At 61.0% G+C, this 16,973-nt stretch carries 14 protein-coding genes and 4 pseudogenes; 11 read left to right on the forward strand and 7 right to left on the reverse strand.

Going from position 1 to position 16,973, the window contains the following annotated elements; genetic code table 11:
• Window position 1: 1 nt before the first annotated feature.
• A pseudogene (locus E4K09_RS03575) lies at window positions 2-511 on the forward strand (tetratricopeptide repeat protein); the annotation flags it as partial.
• Between the two features lie 9 nt (window positions 512-520).
• A complete protein-coding gene (locus tag E4K09_RS03580) occupies window positions 521-796 on the forward strand; it encodes a hypothetical protein (RefSeq protein ID WP_134495251.1) in 276 nt (91 codons plus the stop codon).
• Window positions 797-1,207: 411 nt separating this feature from the next.
• Here E4K09_RS03580 and E4K09_RS30955 read toward each other — a convergent pair.
• The 7 genes and pseudogenes from E4K09_RS30955 to E4K09_RS03610 form a co-directional block, all read right to left on the reverse strand.
• Window positions 1,208-1,357: pseudogene (locus E4K09_RS30955) on the reverse strand (dihydroxy-acid dehydratase domain-containing protein); the annotation flags it as partial.
• Between the two features lie 90 nt (window positions 1,358-1,447).
• Window positions 1,448-1,636, reverse strand: a pseudogene (locus tag E4K09_RS30085) (IS6 family transposase); the annotation flags it as partial.
• Window positions 1,627-1,743: pseudogene (locus E4K09_RS30090) on the reverse strand (IS6 family transposase); the annotation flags it as partial. The pseudogenes E4K09_RS30085 and E4K09_RS30090, both read right to left, overlap by 10 nt.
• A gap of 405 nt (window positions 1,744-2,148) precedes the next feature.
• Window positions 2,149-2,901 carry a FadR/GntR family transcriptional regulator gene (locus E4K09_RS03595; RefSeq protein ID WP_244610343.1) on the reverse strand — a complete coding sequence of 251 codons (753 nt, stop codon included), beginning with the start codon at window positions 2,899-2,901 and terminating at the stop codon, window positions 2,149-2,151.
• Window positions 2,902-2,905: 4 nt separating this feature from the next.
• Window positions 2,906-3,658 carry an SDR family NAD(P)-dependent oxidoreductase gene (locus E4K09_RS03600; protein ID WP_204985682.1) on the reverse strand — a complete coding sequence of 251 codons (753 nt, stop codon included), beginning with the start codon at window positions 3,656-3,658 and terminating at the stop codon, window positions 2,906-2,908.
• A 2-nt stretch (window positions 3,659-3,660) separates the two neighbouring features.
• Complete coding sequence (locus tag E4K09_RS03605) at window positions 3,661-4,431, reverse strand: SDR family oxidoreductase (RefSeq protein WP_134495253.1); 771 nt, start codon at window positions 4,429-4,431, stop codon at window positions 3,661-3,663.
• Entirely contained in the window at window positions 4,428-5,429 is a 1,002-nt protein-coding gene (locus E4K09_RS03610) for an NAD(P)H-quinone oxidoreductase (protein ID WP_134495254.1), read from the reverse strand. Before E4K09_RS03610 ends, E4K09_RS03605 begins: the two co-directional genes overlap by 4 nt.
• 209 nt (window positions 5,430-5,638) lie before the next feature.
• On the opposite strand from E4K09_RS03610, the gene E4K09_RS03615 reads away from it, so the two are divergent.
• The 9 genes from E4K09_RS03615 (at window position 5,639) to E4K09_RS03655 (ending at window position 16,961) form a co-directional block, all read left to right on the forward strand.
• Window positions 5,639-6,853 carry an ABC transporter substrate-binding protein gene (locus tag E4K09_RS03615; RefSeq protein WP_134495255.1) on the forward strand — a complete coding sequence of 405 codons (1,215 nt, stop codon included), beginning with the start codon at window positions 5,639-5,641 and terminating at the stop codon, window positions 6,851-6,853.
• Between the two features lie 91 nt (window positions 6,854-6,944).
• Entirely contained in the window at window positions 6,945-7,817 is an 873-nt protein-coding gene (locus E4K09_RS03620) for a branched-chain amino acid ABC transporter permease (protein WP_134495256.1), read from the forward strand.
• Window positions 7,818-7,821: 4 nt separating this feature from the next.
• Window positions 7,822-9,657, forward strand: coding sequence for a branched-chain amino acid ABC transporter ATP-binding protein/permease (locus E4K09_RS03625; RefSeq protein ID WP_134495257.1), 1,836 nt, complete (start codon window positions 7,822-7,824; stop codon window positions 9,655-9,657).
• Window positions 9,641-10,345: an ABC transporter ATP-binding protein gene (locus E4K09_RS03630; protein WP_134495258.1), complete on the forward strand. Its 705-nt coding sequence runs from the start codon at window positions 9,641-9,643 to the stop codon at window positions 10,343-10,345. Before E4K09_RS03625 ends, E4K09_RS03630 begins: the two co-directional genes overlap by 17 nt.
• A gap of 14 nt (window positions 10,346-10,359) precedes the next feature.
• On the forward strand, window positions 10,360-11,793 hold the full coding sequence (locus E4K09_RS03635) for an aldehyde dehydrogenase family protein (RefSeq protein WP_134495259.1): 1,434 nt from the start codon (window positions 10,360-10,362) through the stop codon (window positions 11,791-11,793).
• A 4-nt stretch (window positions 11,794-11,797) separates the two neighbouring features.
• Complete coding sequence (locus E4K09_RS03640) at window positions 11,798-12,595, forward strand: shikimate dehydrogenase family protein (protein ID WP_134495260.1); 798 nt, start codon at window positions 11,798-11,800, stop codon at window positions 12,593-12,595.
• Window positions 12,592-13,359, forward strand: a complete 768-nt coding sequence (locus E4K09_RS03645; RefSeq protein ID WP_244610344.1) for an SDR family NAD(P)-dependent oxidoreductase — start codon at window positions 12,592-12,594, stop codon at window positions 13,357-13,359. Before E4K09_RS03640 ends, E4K09_RS03645 begins: the two co-directional genes overlap by 4 nt.
• Before the next feature lie 9 nt (window positions 13,360-13,368).
• Window positions 13,369-15,576, forward strand: a complete 2,208-nt coding sequence (locus tag E4K09_RS03650; RefSeq protein ID WP_425293809.1) for an alpha-ketoacid dehydrogenase subunit alpha/beta — start codon at window positions 13,369-13,371, stop codon at window positions 15,574-15,576.
• Window positions 15,573-16,961: an FAD-binding oxidoreductase gene (locus E4K09_RS03655; RefSeq protein WP_134495261.1), complete on the forward strand. Its 1,389-nt coding sequence runs from the start codon at window positions 15,573-15,575 to the stop codon at window positions 16,959-16,961. Before E4K09_RS03650 ends, E4K09_RS03655 begins: the two co-directional genes overlap by 4 nt.
• Window positions 16,962-16,973 lie beyond the last annotated feature (12 nt).

Below are 16,973 nucleotides of genomic sequence, written 5' to 3' on the forward strand. Positions count from 1 at the left end.
CGACCAGGGTTATGAATTGGCGCGCACCTGCTTGCGCGGGGCCACACAACGGGAGCCGGATTATGCGGAGGCCTGGGCCTTGCTGGCGCAGATCTATATCGAACAATGGTATGGGTACGCGGAGCCGTACCCGAACGAAGCCTATGATCCTCTGGAGCGCGCATCGGAGGCGGCACGGCGAGCGGTGAGCTTGTCACCGGACAACCCGCGCGCGCGCCTTAGCATCGCCAAGGTCTACCTCATGTCGGCCGATCTGGAAAACGTCTATGCCGAAGCCCAGCAAGCCCTCCGCCTCAATCCCAATGATCCCGATTACCTGTGCAGGCTCGGAAGCTGGATCGCCTATCCTGGACGCTGGGATGAGGGCCTCGCCCTGATCCAGAAGGCGCGCAAGCTCCATCCCGCAACCGCAACCCGCTGTTGGGACTTTGCCACGGCGATCAATCACTATCGTGTGGGCGAGTATGACAAGGCGCTCACCGTCTTCAACACCTCGTTCACCGGCTGGTAGGTGAACTACATGCACCGGGCCTATACCTACGGCATGCGCGGTGATCGGGAGAACGCCGCGCGCGCGGTTGCCAAGCTCAACGAGCTTGTGCCCGGCTTCACCATGGCGCATGCCATCGAGTTTCATCGGAAATACCAGTTCGAGCCCGCCCTTCTCGACAAGATTGTCGAAGGGCTGCGCCGAGCCGGTGTTTCGGAACCCGTAGTATCTCCGATTCGGCGGTCAGAGCTGACGAGCGACGCGCTGCAACACCGGAGGACCGAGATCTTGAAGTCTGCGGAGTAAAAACGTCCGCTCGTGGCACATCTGAGATCTAAGCTCGAAGGCAGCAATCCTCATCGAAGCGGACGTTCCCAAAGCAAAGAGGATCTCGGTTCCTGACCCAGAAGAGACGTTCCCAATAAGGCCCAAGACTGTCGGTTATAGACGCTGGTCCCCATAAAACCGGCAATCTTGGGCCTTGGGAAAGGATGATAATGCTTCTGCTCCGGACTCTGATGGCCGCTGACTAGCTTCTTGTCCCGAGTGCTGGTCGCGCAAACGGCGGCGGGCTCTCTGATGACCAGAAGACAAATAGGGCGCAGCGAGGATTTCTTGCTGCGCCCTATTTGTCGCTTTGGTGGAGCGTTTCAGTCTTAGCGGCTCCAGCGCAGCACGACCGGATCGACGCGGCGGGCGAACTCGATGAGACCCTTGCTTGACGTTTTCCCAGACCGACTTGCCGTTGGCGGTGGGCGCATCCTTGTGCAGCAGCCCGCGCTTGTCCAGGGTTCGCAGCACCACCGGCAGGCCACCGGCATATTAGAAGTCCTCCATGAGGAAGCGGCCGGACGGCATGAGATCGACGAGGCAGTGGATCCCGCGGCCGAGCTGGCCGAAAGATTCTGTCGCAAATCTGGATTAGAGACGAGAGGGGATCCGGTGCTTGTGGACAGCTCATGCGGCGATCAGATCGAATTGCCCTGCGAGTGACAGCTGCAGATTGTAGGCATCCTTCGCCAGTCCTTTGCGCATCATGTGAACCAGTTCAATCCCGCCCAGGATCGCACGAGCGCTGTTCGAAGTCTTGAACCCGCGCATCGGCCGGATCCGCCGCTTGATCGCCCGACGATTCCGGAGATGCCTCGCTCAATCATCATTTCCTCGAGATCCCGCAGGCTCAGGCTGTGAGCGAGATACCATGGGACGCACAGCAGGATCACTGAGCGCTCGAAATGGCGGCCTTTGAACATCATGCACCTCCAGAGATGCGGGAGACCTATGCCGAACTGAGTTACCAGGTGGTTTGCAACGCACCCCCTGAAGAGTGGACCTGTTTCAAGTATTCAAATTCACGATGCCCCGTAAGCGATGATTAGACTTAGGAATCGATGGCGCTTGTAGCTGAGAGGCCGAGACATTCTCCACCTCCTAGGCTATTAGCAGCTGACCGAAAGTCTCCATGACATCCCCATCTCAGGAACCCTACTTCATTGGGGCTGCTGGATGCCGGGTAGAGGCTCCGTGGTGACTTCATCGACACGCACAGACGGTATGGGCTCACAGTAGGTGATGAGTCTTAGGGTTGCGCCAGTTGGCTGAGTTCCAACTCAGAGCTGAAGCTTGGCATGCGCTCACCCGGCTCGCCGTTCAGCCCCTTACCGTTCAAGGTAGAGGGCAAGCCTGGCGGCCGCGTTCCGAAGATGTGTTTCCGCTGCTGCGCGCGCGGCGGCCGCATCCTTCCGGACGATGGCATCGAAGATGGCCTGGTGCTCTGCCTGGACGGAATGGGTCATGCCGCCCATGCGAGCTGTGTTGGCGCGGGCAGCACGGATGAAATTGCGTACGCGTCGGTCGAGGAAGTCTGATAAGTCCCGAAAGAAGGGATTGCCCATGGCCTCGACGATAGCCCTGTGAAAGGCAAGGTCTTCCTCAACACCGGGCTCCCCGCGGTCGACCGCAGCTTGCATGGCGTTAAGGTGGGCTTGGATCTTCTTCAAGTCTTTATTGGAACGTCGTGTGGCGGCGTGCTCAGTGGCAGTTGCTTCAACAGCCATGAGAAGCTCGACGATGTTCCTGATCTCCTCTTTGTTCGAAAAGTCGGCGACGTCGAGGCGGAAGACCGAGACGGCGCCCGGATCCGCGACGAATGCGCCTGCGCCTTGGCGCGTAACGACAAGACCGTCATGCTTCAGCCGCCCTATTGCTTCCCGCACGGTTGGACGGCTCACCCCATAGGTTTCGGAAATCTGCTGCTCAGTTGCAAGCTTCTCACCGGGGAGCAGATGACCTGAAACAATTTCTTCTTTCAGGCGCAGGGCCAGAGTGTCGGCAAGTGAGGGGCCGCGCCCAATGATATCCCGCATTGCGGAGGCTGAGCGACGGTCCGTGGGTTTGGCTACTCTGCTCATCGACCTAGCTTCCTATGTAAAGTCCGCCATTGACGTGTACGGACTCTCCGGTGATGAAGCTCGCCCAATCCGAACAGAGGAAGGCGACAAGGCGCGCAACCTCCGCAGGTTGACCGAGGCGTTTGAGAGGAGTTTGCTCAATCAGTTGCGGTCCACGCAGTCGCAGAAGGGGCTGCACCATCGGGCCATCGATGAGCCCTGGGGAAACTGCGTTGACCCGCACGCGTGGTGCAAGCTCCAAGGCTAGCGACCGCGAGAATGTCAACACGCCTCCCTTGGCAGCGGCATAATGCGAATGCATGTAGCTGCCCTTGTGACCTGCCATGGAGGCGATGTTCACGATAGAGGCCCCATCGCTCAGATAGGGAATGGCAGCCCGACAGGTGTAGAACACGCCTGAGAGATTGATGTCGAGCGATTGCTGCCACTGCTGGTCCGTCATGTCATGGACCATCTGATCCCGGTACAGGCCTGCACTCGTGACAACGAAGTCTATGGTTTCGAATCTCCCCTTGGCGGCCGCAAGGGCGCGATCCGCATCTGCCGAACTGGCAGCATCCTGGCTGAGGACCAGTGTGCGCTCAGCCTGGGGGTCGAGTTCACGTGCAAAGGCCTGCAAAGCAGCTTCATCAATGTCCGTGAGAGCGCAGGATGCGCCGAGATCGAAGAAGAGCTTTGCGATCGCACGGCTGATGCTACCGTTGGCGCCTGTCAGGAGCAAGGTCTTGCCAGCAAAGTTGAACATGGGATGGGCCATTGTCAGGTCATCAGCCAGCCGCCGGCCACGTCACAGACCTGTCCTGTTACGAAAGCAGCGCTGTCCGATGTGAGGAATAGGCAGGTGTTCGCTACGTCCTCGGGGCTGCCGAGGCGGCGCAGCGGCGTAGCGAGACGCGCAGCCTCATTCGCTTCAGGCGCAGTTCCCCGGACTAGGGGAGTGTCGATCCGCCCAGGAGCCACGGCGTTGACCGTGATTCCGTAAGGGCCAAGCTCTCCTGCGAGATGCTTGGTGAAGCCGATGATGGCTGCCTTCGACGCTGCGTAATGAACGCCGACGATATCGCAATAGGTCTTGCCTGCCACCGACGAGAGGCTGACGATCCGGCCTCTCCCAATATCACGCATTCCGGGCACAACCGCGCGCATGCCGTTGAACGCGCCAGTCAGATTGACATCGAGAACGCGGCGCCATTCGTCGGGGCTCATCTCCCAGGCGAGCGAACGCTTTCCATCGGCTCCGGTCTTCGGAGAAATGCCAGCGTTATTAACAAGAATGTCGATCGTTCCCAGAGTGTGGGCAACGTGACGGCACGCTTCAGTGACGGCCGTGTCGTCTGCAACGTCGGCAGAAAGGGCAATCGCCTCATAGCCCCGCTTGCGGGCGGCGGAGGCAGCTTCCTCCGCGAGGGCGAGGTCGTAATCGAGATATGCGACGCGGGCTCCTGCAGCCGCATGGGCATCCGCAATGGCGCGCCCGATCCCGCGCCCGGCGCCTGTGATCAATGCGACGCGACCGGAATGGGAACTCATCGACGGATCTCCAACATGATCTTGCCCGAGTGTGCGCTCGATTCCATCAATTCATGGGCCTCGCGGGCTTGCTCAAGCGGGAAGGTAGCATGCACGACAGGCCTGACAGCTCCCTTTTCGAGGAGTGGCCATACGTTCTGACGCAGGGCATCGGCAATCTTGGCCTTGAGAGCGACCGAACGTGGGCGGAGAGTCGATCCCGTAATCGACAGGCGGCGAAGCATGACGGGCATTAGGTCAATGTCGACCTTGCTTGATTGAAGGAAAGCGATCTGAACAAGACGCCCTTCCATGGCGAGAAGCGAGATGTTGCGCGCGATGTACGGACCGCCGACCATGTCCAGAATGACGTCCACGCCTTTGCCCTCAGTAAGGCGCTTCACTTCCTCGTCGAAGCTTTGCGAGCGGTAATCAATTGCCGCATCGGCGCCGAGCGATCGGCAGAAGTCGCATTTTTCAGGTGAGCCGGCTGTGGCGTAAACAATTGCCCCGGCGTGCTTGGCGAGTTGGATCGCCGTGGAACCGATGCCGCTCGAGCCCCCATGCACCAGGAGCGTTTCTCCCGCGACGAGGCCCCCTCGTGTGAAGATATTATCGTAGACAGTGAAATAGTTCTCGGGGAGACCACCTGCCTCCAACAACGATAAAGGCCCAGGAACGGGAAGGCAGAGGGCCGAATCGGCCACGCAGTACTCGGCATAGCCGCCGCTCGCCACCAGGGCGCAGACCTCGTCGCCTACACTGAGTTCACTCACGCCATCTCCGAGAGCCACGATGCGGCCGGAAACCTCAAGGCCAGGGATCGCGGTTGCGCCAGGGGGAGGGGGATACCCGCCCGCGCGCTGAAGGCAATCCGGACGGTTCACCCCAGCGGCCACAACCTCAATCAGAACCTGTCCAGAGCCAGGCTGCGGTACAGCCGCGGTTTCAAGTTTTATGACTTCCGGCCCACCTGCGCCGTCGAAGCGGACCTGTCGCATTGTATCGGGAAGAGGCATCTCTAAGCGTTTCCTCATGTTCTAGTGAGTGTGTTGTGACCGGTTGAACCCGCTTCTTGCTACACGACCTAAGGATTAGCAATTTCCTACTTGTCAGGCAACTTGGTTATCTGCACTATTCGCGCGTCGGCTGAACATGCCGGACGGATGCGTCGTATGGCGCTGCTCGGAAAGAGGTCGCTGGACCCGGAGGCCTCACGGAGGAAACGATGAAGGTAGTAATTAAGGCGGCGCTTGCTGCCGGTTTGGTGCTGGGCGCGTCTCAAGCGTTCGCTCAGGAAGCTGTCAGGATTGGCGCGCTTTATCCGTTCTCTGGAGGCCTCGCCCTTCTCGGAGACGAGAGCTTCCGCGGCTTGGAAATCGCCGTTGAGGAGCGCAACGCTGCGGGCGGCCTGAATGGGAAGAAGATCGATCTAATTAAGGGCGACGCCGTCGACCCCAACCAAGCTGTCGGCGAGGCGCGTCGCCTCACGTCTGTAGACAGGGTTTCGGTGATCTTCGGAACGTATTCATCCTCGCTTGCCCTTGCCGCAACGCAGGTTGCTCAACTTGCCGGCATTCCATATTTCGAGTTGGGCGCGATCTCTGATCCCATCACAGAGCGCGGCCTGAAATACGTCTTCCGCACAAACCCGACCTCGAAGAACTTCGCCAATCGCATGGTCGATTCAGTGGCTGAGGCCGTGGCTCCTGCCCTCAACGTCGATCCGAAGAGCCTAAAGATCGGGATCATCCATGAGGATTCCCTCTATGGTCAGACGGTCTCCAGTTTCCAGGTGGCGCGTGCCAAGGAGAAGGGTCTGAACGTCGTCGAGACGCTGCCTTACTCTGCAAAGTCGGTCGATCTGACGCCGGTGATCTTGCGCCTGAAGTCGGCAGGCGTCGATGTGGTTCTGCAGACCTCCTATCAGAACGATACGGTTCTGTTCTTCCGTCAGATGAAGGACCAGGGCTTCAAGCCGAAGGCTGTCATCGGCGCCGGCGGCGGCTACTCGACTCGTGATACGGCTCAGGCCGTCGGCAACGAAAACATCGAGGGTGCTCTCAACGTCGATTTCCCCCAGTACCGCACCAACCCGCAGGCTGCTCCAGGCATTGACGAGTTCGTGAAGAAGTACCAGGCGAAGTATGGCATCCCTCCGCGTTCTGGTCACAGCCTCACCAACTACATGGGCGCCAACGTCTTCCTCGACGCCATGGCCTCTTCCAAGGACCTGAAGGCCGAGTCGATCCGCGAGACCCTCTTGAAGGTCGATATTCCGGAAGGAAAGACGCCGACCGGCTGGGGTGTGAAGTTCGACGAAAAAGGCCAGAATACCCGTGTCAGCCCGTTTCTCATGCAGTGGCAGGGCGGCGAACTCGTGACCGTGTTCCCGCCTGAAGCCGCCGTGACCAAGATGAAGGCCGGGGTCGGTACGAACTGATCCTGTCAATATCGTCAATCTCCGGGGGCGGCACCTCCGGAGATTGTCTGTCTCATGTCCCATTTTCCTGCTTGCGTCCCGGAGTGCCTGGATGGACGTTCTTGTACAGTTACTACTCAATGGCATTCTGCTCGGCAGCATGTATGCCATCATCAGCGTCGGCCTTACCCTGATCTTCGGGATCGTGAGAGTCGTCAATTTCGCCCATGGCGAGTTCCTGATGGTCGGCATGTACGCCACTTACCTGTTGGGAGCTCATCTGGGCCTGAACCCATATGTTTCAGCCGTTCCCGTCATCGTGCTGCTCTTTGTGCTGGGCGCTATGGTGCAGCGCTTCATCATTCAGCCCCTTCTCGGGGCGGATGAACACATCCAGATTTTCGCCACAGTTGGCTTGTCGACGGCGCTGATCAATCTGGCTCTGCTGGTTTTCGGGGCAGACCTCTACTCCCTGACTGTGCCGAGCGCGCGTCAGGCTGTCTCAGCAGGTGGCTACACCATGCTTGTTGGGCAGCTTGTCATGCTTGCATGCGCGATCGCTCTCGTTGGCGGTCTGCACTTCTTCATGCAAACGACGGCCCTCGGACGCGCAATCCGGGCAACCGCACAGAACCGCAATGCAGCTCTTCTCATGGGTGTCAAGGTCGACCGGGTCTATGTGATCACTTTCGGTCTGGGCGCAGCCTGCGTAGGCTTGGCGAGCGCGCTCGTGATCCCGCTCTATCCCGTTACACCCACTATCGGTACCTACTTCGTTTTGACCGCCTTCGTCGTCGTGGTGCTGGGCGGTATGCGCAGCATCTATGGTGCATTCGTGGGCGCGATGATCATCGGAATCGTGGATTCCCTCTCTGGCTACTACATTGCCCCTGACCTCAAAGAGGTGGTCTATTTCGCGATCTTCATTCTCATCCTTATCTTCAAGCCGACGGGCCTCTTCGGGTTCGGCCGCGGTACGGAGTGATTTCATGACCGCAAAAACCATCGTGCCTGCGGTGCCGAACCAGCGCCATGCCGGCTTCCTGGCACGCCTGACCAACCCTCGGGTCTACTGTTCCCTGATTGCACTTTCACTGATCCTCATCGTGCCGGGGGTTATTGACTCGCCCTTCGTCATGCACGTCTTTGTGACAATCTGCATCTTTGCCGCCTTGTCTACGGCATGGAACATCGTCGGAGGATATGCAGGCCAGCTCTCACTGGGGCACATGGTATTCTACGGGGTAGGAGGATATACGACCGCTCTCCTGATCCAGCACTTCAGCCTGAGCCCTTGGATCGGCATGTGGGGTGGTGTCGCGCTCTCCGTGATCCTCAGCGTCGCCATCGGCTACCCGTGCTTCCGATTGCGCGGTCCATTCTTCTCGCTTGCGACGATCGCGTTTCTCGAGGTCGTACGCCTTCTGTCCATCCACTTCACCGGCGTGACCGGCGGAGCTGCGGGTCTCATCGTTCCGCTCAACCTCGGCTGGGCATGGATGATCTTCGAGAATAAGTTCAACTACCTGTATATCGCCTTCGGATTGCTCTTGCTGACGCTGCTAGTCTCCTGGGGCATCCGCAACTCGCGGCTCGGCTACTACCTGACGGCAGTGCGCGAGCGCGAGGATGCTGCCTTGGCGGCTGGCGTCAACAACACCGGGGTGAAGCTCAAGGCGGTCGTGATCTCGGCGGCATTGACGTCGCTCGTCGGCTCCTTCCACGCTATGTACATGACCTTCCTTGAGCCCGCGACGATGTTCTCGCTCGCAACCTCCATTGAGATCGCCATGTTCGCCCTGATCGGCGGATTGGGAACAGTGATGGGACCGTTGCTCGGCACTGTACTTGTCGTGCCTCTTGCGGAGTTGGCGCGAGGCTGGTTGGGCGCCTCCGCTAACGGCCTGCATGGGTTTGTCTACGGCACCGTCCTGGTCATCATCACGTTGACGTTGCCGGGTGGGCTTGTGGGAACCTTCGGTCCTCGCTTCACGAAGTGGATCGACCGTCTTCCCGGCGGTGGACGCCTTCATGATACGGGTCAGGCTCCGGCACAGCGCGCGATTGTCGGCGAAGTTGGCAAACCGATCCTCGAAGCGAAGAACTTGGTGATGAAGTTTGGTGGCTTGACCGCAACCGACAACGTGTCGATCACGCTGAACCGTGGCGAGATCCTGGGCATCATCGGCCCCAACGGAGCTGGTAAGACAACCCTGTTCAGCCAGATTTCGGGTTTCCTTACGCCGACATCTGGCACTGTCGGTCTCGTAGGGCCCGATGGCGCTATGACAAGCCCGAGTTCTGCCGACGAGTTTGCGCGGCTTGGTGTCGGACGCACGTTCCAGATCGTGCAGCCCTTCGGTAAGCTCACCGTGCTCGAGAACATCATGATCGGTGCTTTTATGCGCCATCCGAAGGTCGAAGACGCCCGCGCTGCTGCCTTGCGCGCCGCTCGGCTGGTCGATCTCGAGGACATCAAGGATGTGGAGGCCCGCAACCTTCCCATCGGTGGTCTCAAGCGCTTGGAGGTAGCACGGACCCTTGCCACTGAGCCCTCGATCCTTCTCCTTGACGAAGTGATGGCGGGGCAGAGCCAGTCCGATACCCAGCGGATGGTCAATCTCATCCGGGCAATTCGCGACACGGGCGTCACCATCATCGCAATCGAACACAACATGCAGGCGATCATGAGCCTTTCGGACAGGATCGTGGTGATCGACTCCGGGCGGGTGATCGCTGAAGGAAACCCGCAAGAGGTCGTCAAGAGCCGGCGGGTGATCGAGGCCTACTTGGGAGAGGATTTCGTCGATGCTCAAGGTCTCTAACGTTACTGCGGGCTACGGCCGCACCGTTATCCTGCAGGACCTCTCGATTGAGGTTGGGCGGGGAGAGGTCGTCACCATCATCGGCTCGAACGGTGCAGGCAAGACGACGCTGCTGCGCACGATTTCGGGTCTTGTGAAGCCCTCCAGCGGCGAGATCACGTTCGATGGGGAGCGGATTGACAGGCGTGATCCTTCCGACATCGTCGGGCGTGGTCTCATCATGGTTCCGGAGGCACGCCAGCTCTTCCCGGTTATGACTGTGCGCGACAATGTTATGATGGGTTGCTACCATCCCAATGTCCGCGAAGGCGCGGCCCGCCGGTTTGACGAAGTTCTCGATATTTTTCCAAGGGTCAGGGAACGTCTCGATCAGCTCGCCGGCTCACTGTCTGGCGGCGAGCAACAGATGGTGGCCATTGCGCGCGGTCTCATGGCCTCTCCCAGGCTCCTGATGCTGGACGAGCCCTCCCTGGGGCTTGCGCCTCTCATCGTTCAGCAGATGTTCGATGTGGTTGACCGCATCTGTCAGATGGGAACGACCGTGCTCCTCGTGGAGCAGAAGGCCTTCCATGCGCTCAAGATCGCCGGTCGAGCCTATGTCATCGAAAATGGCCGCATCGCCATGGAAAACACCGGAGCCGGTCTCTTGGCCGATCCGCACATTAAGACTGCCTATCTCGGAATTTGATGGATAGATCGGACATGCTGCACCGGAACTACATTGGCGGGGAGTGGATCGAAGGCGTCACTGCAAACCGCAACATCAATCCATCCAATCTGGATGATGTTGTCGGCGAATATGCTTCTGCGGACGCCGCACAGACCGAGGCGGCCATCGCCGCCGCCCAAACCGCATTCCCGGCCTGGGCGGCGGCGAGTCCGGAGGTGCGCTCCGACATTCTCGACCGCGTCGGCACCGAGCTTCTCGCCCGCAAGGACGAACTTGGGTATCTGCTCTCGCGGGAAGAGGGCAAAACTCTGCCGGAAGGCATCGGCGAGGTCGTGCGAGCAGGCCGTGTGTTCAAGTTCTTCGCTGGCGAAGCCCTGCGGCTGACTGGCGACCGCATGGCATCGGTTCGGGCTGGGGTGGATGTGGAGATCGTCCGCGAGCCCGAGGGTGTGGTTGGCCTCATCACTCCCTGGAACTTCCCGATCGCCATTCCCGCCTGGAAGATTGCTCCGGCGCTCGCCTTCGGCAACTGCGTGGTCTTCAAGCCTGCGGATCTCGTTCCGGGTTCGGCATGGGCGCTCTCGGAAATCATCTCGCGGGCAGGCGTGCCTGCCGGTGTGTTCAATCTGGTGATGGGGCCAGGCTCGCAAGTCGGCAATGCCATTGTGAAGTCCCCGCTGGTGCGTGCCGTGAGCTTCACAGGCTCGGTGCCGGTCGGACGTCGTCTCGCGGGCGATCTGGTGGCGCGCGGGGCCAAGATCCAGCTTGAAATGGGCGGGAAGAATCCTCTTATCGTGCTCGACGACGCAGACTTGAAGGTCGCCGTCGAGTGCGCCGTCAACGGAGCCTTCTTCTCCAGCGGACAACGTTGTACGGCCTCGTCCCGCCTGATCGTGCAGGAAGGCATCCACGACCGATTCGTGGCAGCCCTTGCTGACCGGATGGCAGGGCTGAAGGTGGACGACGCCCTGAAGGCAGGCACCGATATCGGCCCTGTCGTCAGCCGCTCGCAGTTGGAGCAGGATCTCGGCTACGTGGATATCGGCCGCAAGGAAGGCGCGAACGTGGTCATCGGCGGCGAGAGCCTTACCCGGGACACGCCGGGCTATTACATGTCTCCGGCCCTACTGACCGAGACCGCCAACGATATGCGGGTGAACCGTGAGGAGATCTTCGGCCCCATCGCGACTGTCATTCGGGTGCGCGATTACGAGGAAGCGGTGGCTGTCGCAAACGACACGGAATTCGGCCTGTCGTCCGGCATCTGCACTACGTCGCTCAAGCATGCGAGCGATTTCAAGAAGCGTTCCACCTCCGGGATGGTGATGGTGAACCTGCCCACGGCGGGTGTCGACTACCACACCCCGTTCGGCGGCCGGAAGGGCTCCTCCTATGGTCCGCGCGAGCAGGGTGCCTATGCGCGCGAATTCTACACGGCGGTGAAGATCGCCTACACGCTCGGGTGATGCGATGACGGAGATTACGGGAAACACGAAGGTCTGGGCCATCCTGGCTGACCCCATCCACCACGTTAAGACACCTCAGGCTCTTAACGCGCTCATGCGCGGGCGGAATGTCGATGGGGTTCTTATTCCAGCCCACGTCGGCGCGGAAGACCTTCCCGGTTTTGTGGCCGGCCTCAAGTCCATGCGCAATCTCGGAGGCTTCATCGTCACGGTCCCGCACAAGACTGCCATCGTCGATCTCTGCGACGAGGTCAGCGAGCAGGCAAGGGCGATCGGCGCCGTTAACACCGTGCGCCGGAAGGCGGACGGTCGCCTCGTGGGCGAGATGCTCGACGGGGCAGGCTTCGTCGCAGGGCTGCGGCAGGGCAGCATCGAGCCGCGCGGAAAGACGGTCTATCTCGCAGGAGCGGGCGGAGCGGCCAATGCCATCGCGTTTGCCCTCGCAGAGGCCGGCGTGTCGCGCCTCACTGTCGCGAACCGAACCCGCAGCAAGGGTGAGGATCTCAAGCAGCGCCTCGAGCGGCATCACCCGTCGGTTCCTGTCGAGATCGGAACTCCTGATCCATCAGGACACGAGATCGTCGTGAACGCCACGTCCCTGGGTCTCCGCGAAGACGATCCCCTGCCGCTCGACGCAGCCCGCCTTTCACCCGATCAGATTGTGGCCGAAATCATCATGCAGCCGGAAATGACTGCGCTTCTGGCCGCCGCCAGGGAACGCGGTTGCCGAACCCATCCAGGCCGGCCCATGCTCTCCTGTCAGCTTGAGCTCATGGCCGACTTCATGGGGATGCGCCCGTGACGGAGCCTCGGTCCCTGAACAGCCTTGAGGGACGCTGCGCCCTGATCACAGGAGGAGCCTCGGGAATCGGACTTGAGATGACACGGACCTTCGCCTCCCGCGGGGCAAGCGTTTTGGTGTTTGATCTCAACCCAGAGGCTGCCGAGGCTGTCCAGGAGCTTGAGCAATGTGCGGTCTTTACCGGCAGCGTTGCAGAAGCCACCGATGTGAATGCTGCCTTTAGTGCAGCGGAGAAGTATTTCGGCCCCGTCGATATCGTAGTGGCGAACGCGGGCGTCTCCCAGAATTGCCCGACGCTCGATCTCGACCTTGAAGGATGGCGCAGGGTGATGAGCGTGAACCTCGACGGAGCCTTCCTGACGGCTCAGGAGGCAGGTCGCCGCATGATCCCGCGCAAGCAGGGGCGCATCATTTTCACGTCGTCGATCTACGGTGTCGTCGCTGCACCCGAGCGGCTGGGCTATGTAGTTTCGAAGAGCGGCGTGTCTGCTATGACCAAGGCGCTGGCGGTGGAGTGGGCGCATCATGGCATCCGTGTGAACGCCATCGCTCCTGGCTATGTCCGTACGCCATTCGTCGATGATCTTCAGGCGAGGGGGCGGCTGGATATTGGGGCGCTGGAGAAGCGCACGCCCATCGGGCGTCTTATCGAGACGAGCGAAGTAGCCGAGGTCGCTGCCTTCTTGGCCTCCGACGCATCCGGCCCCATGACCGGACAGATCGTCGGCGTGGACGGCGGCTGGACCGCTTACGGGTACGTTTAGGAGAGTGTCGTGCCGGAACGGATGAGGCTTACCGCTGCAGCTCCCTGGATCGAGCTGCGCACAACTCAGGCGGACTGGGATGCCGCCGACCCCGTGTTGCTCGGAGAGATACTGACGCAGCTGCATCTAATCCGGGCTTTCGAGGAAACCGTTCTGAACCTTGCAGGCGAGGGGTTGGTGCATGGTCCCGCTCACTCCTCCGTCGGTCAGGAGGGGGGCGCGGTTGGGTCAATCGTCGGTCTTCGCGTAAGCGATCAGATCAACGGCTCGCATCGCGGGCATCACCAATTTCTGGCGAAGGCCCTGGCATATGTTGCGCCGCGGCTCGATCCCAAGGCGGAATTTTCTGAGCAGGTCGAGCAGGTTCTGCACCAGTCTCTTGCCGAGATTCTAGGCCTTGAGCCTGGCTTCGGGCACGGACGCGGCGGTTCCATGCATTTGCGCTGGGCCGAAGCGGGAGCGCTTGGCACCAATGCCATCGTCGGGGGCGGCGTGCCCCTCGCAGCGGGCGCAGCCATGGCCCACAAGATGGCGGGCACAGGCGACGTGGCCGTTACCTATTTCGGAGATGGAGCCATCAATATTGGGTCGACCTTGGAAACCATGAACCTTGCGGCAGCCTGGTCGCTGCCCATGCTGTTCTTCGTCGAGAACAATCTTTATGCGGTGGCGACCAAGATCGACGAGGTCACGCGCGAGGCGCGCCTCTCCGGACGCGGGGGCGGCTTCGGCATTCAGTCATGGCGAGTTGACGGCATGGATCCCCTGGCGGTCCATCTTGCCACCCAGGAAGCTCTTGCGCTGTGCCGCGAAGGCAGGGGGCCTGCGCTGATCGAAGCCGAGGTTTATCGCTTCTTCCATCAGAATGGGCCGCTGCCCGGCTCCGCCTTCGGCTATCGCAGCAAGGAGGAGGAGGCCGCGTGGCGCGCCCGTGATCCGCTGACCCTAACGGGTGCCGAGATGGTGCGGCGCAATCTTCTCGACGAGGCGGATGTGTCCGATCTGCGCGAGCGGTGCAGGTCTATCATGGCTGAGGTGGCTGGGCGGCTTGTGGAGCCGCATGGCAACTCACGCCGCATCCGCCCCGAGCTGTGGCCCGATACGGCCTTCGTGGACGTAGGCATCAGGGGCGAGCTTCCGGATTGGCAGTCTGCTAGGATCCTGGAGGCGAGCGCTTACCAAGGCGAGACCCGCGAGCGGAAGTTCGTCGATACGATAGCCGATGTCCTGTACCGGCGCTTCGAGACCGATCCGTCCCTCGTGGTCATGGGCGAGGATATTCACCGATTGAAGGGAGGCACGAACGGCGCCACCCGCGGCCTTGCCGATGCTTTTCCGGGGCGGGTGCTTGGAACGCCGATCAGCGAGGCGGCCTTCACGGGACTGGCGGGCGGCTTGGCGATGGACGGCCGTTACCGGCCCATCATCGAATTCATGTATCCGGACTTCATGTGGGTGGCTGCGGACCAGGTCTTCAACCAGATCGGAAAAGCCCGCCACATGTTCGGAGGCGACACGGATGTACCGCTCGTGCTTCGCACGAAGATCGCGATTGGCACAGGCTACGGCTCACAGCACTCGCTCGATCCCACCGGGGTCTTCGCGACCTCGCCCGGTTGGCGCATCGTGGCTCCTTCAACCCCGCACGACTATGTCGGCCTCATGAACGCAGCCCTTCGCTGCCGTGATCCGATTCTGGTGATCGAGCATGTCGATCTCTACCAGACCACGGGCAGCATTCCCGCAGATGACCTCGACTATATCATTCCTCTGGGCAAGGCCTGCATCGTCCGGCCCGGCCGGGAACTGACGGTGCTGACCTATTCGGCCATGGTGGCGCGAAGCATTGAAGCGGTTGAGCAGCTCGGGGTCGATGCCGAGGTTATCGACCTGCGCACCCTGGATCGCGCGTCCCTCGACTGGGAAACCATCGGGGACAGTATCTGCCGCACCAACAATGTCGTCATCGTCGAGCAGGGATCTCTCGGCACCTCCTACGGTGCGATGCTCGCTGACGAGATCCAGCGACGATATCTGGACTGGCTTGATCAGCCGGTGCAGCGGGTTCATGGGCGTGAGGCCTCTCCAACGATCTCGAAGGTTCTGGAGCGTGCAGCCTTTGCAGGAAGCAACGAGGTCGCGCACGGTTTAGCCGTCGCCATGGCGGGCAAGGGCACGCCGATCGATGGCGCACGGTTTAATGAGACGTTCAGATGAACAATACGACCGATCTTCTGGAGCACCTGGCCAATCTTCTCGGACGGAACGGCGTTATCACCGACGCCCCGGATATTGAGCCGTATGCCGTCGATTGGCGCAAGCTCTTCCCCGGTCGGCCCGTCTGCGTCGTGCGCCCATCCTCGAGTGCGCAGGTTGCTCAGGTCGTGCAGGCGTGTCGAGATGCAGGTGTTCCTCTTGTGCCGCAGGGCGGCAATACGGGTTTGGCGGGAGGCGCGGTTCCCGATGTCTCCGGGACTCAGGTTGTCCTGTCGCTCAACCGCATGGCGGCCGTTAGAAATGTCGACGCGGTCGGCATGACGATCGAGGCGGAGGCCGGCTGTATTCTCAAGGTGGCGCAGGATGCGGCTGCGGCAGCGGGACGGCTGCTGCCGATCAGTCTCGCGGCTGAAGGCTCAGCCACTATCGGCGGGGTGGTGGCTGCCAATGCCGGTGGCGTGAACGTGCTGCGCTACGGCATGACGCGAAGCCTCGTGCTCGGCCTTGAGGTAGTTCTGCCGGATGGGACGATTGCCAACGGTCTGCGCAAGCTGCGCAAGGACAACGCGGGATATGACTGGAAGCAGCTGTTCATCGGCAGCGAAGGCACCCTCGGGGTTGTGACGGCGGCGGTTTTGCGGCTCCTGCCGCGGCCCAAGCACTCCGTGACAGCCTTGTTGTCGGTCACCGACCCCGATGCCGCGCTCCAGCTCCTGGAACTGGCTCAGGATGAATTGGGCGATCAAATCTCGGCTTTCGAGCTAATCTCGCGAACCTCCCTGCAGCTGGTCGAAAAGCATGCAGCCCTGAAGCCGCCGATAGCCGAGGGTGAATGGTTTGTGCTGATTGAAGCGGCCTCCAGCCTTGCCGGGATGCGCGAGGCTGCCGAGGCCATGCTCGGCTCCGCATTCGAGCGCGAGATCGCTCTTGACGGAGTGATCGCTGAATCAGGAGCGCAAGCCGCTCAACTCTGGGCTCTGCGCGAGCATGTCACGGAATCCGAGGCTCGCGAGGGCAAGAGCGTCAAGCATGACGTCTCCGTCCCGCTGACCGCAATTCCAAGATTTCTCGTCGAGGCTGGACAAGCGCTGGCTGCGGGAGCGCCCGGAACGCTGGTGAACGTCTTTGGCCATCTGGGTGACGGCAATCTTCATTACAACGTGCTTGTCGGGGCCCGTCACGACGCGGACGCCATCAATCGCATCGTGCACGATGTGGTGGCCGCCTATGGGGGCAGCATTTCCGCGGAGCACGGTATCGGCCAGTACCGTGTTGGCGAACTGGCTCGGTACCGCTCACCGGTCGAGATGGAGATGGCCCGCAGGATCAAGCGGGCCTTGGACCCTCACGGCTTGCTCAATCCCGGCAAAGTGCTCCTGCCCTGACAAGCTGGCGCG

It is taken from the genome of Microvirga pakistanensis (assembly GCF_004458765.1).
Taxonomy (GTDB): domain Bacteria; phylum Pseudomonadota; class Alphaproteobacteria; order Rhizobiales; family Beijerinckiaceae; genus Microvirga; species Microvirga pakistanensis.

What these genes read in the sequence shown, in the direction of transcription:
- E4K09_RS03580 (WP_134495251.1), top strand. Translation starts at nt 521, where the DNA reads ATGCACCGGGCCTATACCTACGGCATGCGCGGTGATCGGGAGAACGCC.
- E4K09_RS03595 (WP_244610343.1), bottom strand. Translation starts at nt 2,901, where the DNA reads ATGAGCAGAGTAGCCAAACCCACGGACCGTCGCTCAGCCTCCGCAATG.
- E4K09_RS03600 (WP_204985682.1), bottom strand. Translation starts at nt 3,658, where the DNA reads ATGGCCCATCCCATGTTCAACTTTGCTGGCAAGACCTTGCTCCTGACA.
- E4K09_RS03605 (WP_134495253.1), bottom strand. Translation starts at nt 4,431, where the DNA reads ATGAGTTCCCATTCCGGTCGCGTCGCATTGATCACAGGCGCCGGGCGC.
- E4K09_RS03610 (WP_134495254.1), bottom strand. Translation starts at nt 5,429, where the DNA reads ATGCCTCTTCCCGATACAATGCGACAGGTCCGCTTCGACGGCGCAGGT.
- E4K09_RS03615 (WP_134495255.1), top strand. Translation starts at nt 5,639, where the DNA reads ATGAAGGTAGTAATTAAGGCGGCGCTTGCTGCCGGTTTGGTGCTGGGC.
- E4K09_RS03620 (WP_134495256.1), top strand. Translation starts at nt 6,945, where the DNA reads ATGGACGTTCTTGTACAGTTACTACTCAATGGCATTCTGCTCGGCAGC.
- E4K09_RS03625 (WP_134495257.1), top strand. Translation starts at nt 7,822, where the DNA reads ATGACCGCAAAAACCATCGTGCCTGCGGTGCCGAACCAGCGCCATGCC.
- E4K09_RS03630 (WP_134495258.1), top strand. Translation starts at nt 9,641, where the DNA reads ATGCTCAAGGTCTCTAACGTTACTGCGGGCTACGGCCGCACCGTTATC.
- E4K09_RS03635 (WP_134495259.1), top strand. Translation starts at nt 10,360, where the DNA reads ATGCTGCACCGGAACTACATTGGCGGGGAGTGGATCGAAGGCGTCACT.
- E4K09_RS03640 (WP_134495260.1), top strand. Translation starts at nt 11,798, where the DNA reads ATGACGGAGATTACGGGAAACACGAAGGTCTGGGCCATCCTGGCTGAC.
- E4K09_RS03655 (WP_134495261.1), top strand. Translation starts at nt 15,573, where the DNA reads ATGAACAATACGACCGATCTTCTGGAGCACCTGGCCAATCTTCTCGGA.